This window comes from Gelidibacter salicanalis (genome assembly GCF_016469035.1).
GTDB classification, from domain to species: Bacteria; Bacteroidota; Bacteroidia; order Flavobacteriales; family Flavobacteriaceae; genus Gelidibacter; species Gelidibacter salicanalis_A.
Genome location: NZ_JAEHJZ010000164.1, coordinates 1 through 241, shown reverse-complemented (window position 1 = coordinate 241; position 241 = coordinate 1). Strand labels below are relative to the sequence as shown.

General features: G+C 42.7%; 1 pseudogene. It reads right to left on the bottom strand.

Annotated features, from left to right (window positions below):
* Nucleotides 1-241: pseudogene (locus JEM65_RS21245) on the bottom strand (carboxylating nicotinate-nucleotide diphosphorylase); the annotation flags it as partial.

Sequence of the window (241 nt, the reverse complement as noted above, 5' to 3'; positions counted from 1 at the left end):
CAAGCCTTTCAGCTGTGAGTATAGACTGATCTTTACCTATTACATGAAATGCAATATCTCCATATTTTACTTGCATTCCGTCTTCAATAAATACTTCCATTGAAAGACCCTCATCTACAACTCTGAAAATATGCTTCGCCAGCTCCACACCGGCTAGTATTCCTTCATCCTTTACAATAAGACGGGCCTTGCCATTGGCGGCTTGCGGAATAGTGGAAAGTGAAGTGTGGTCTCCATCACC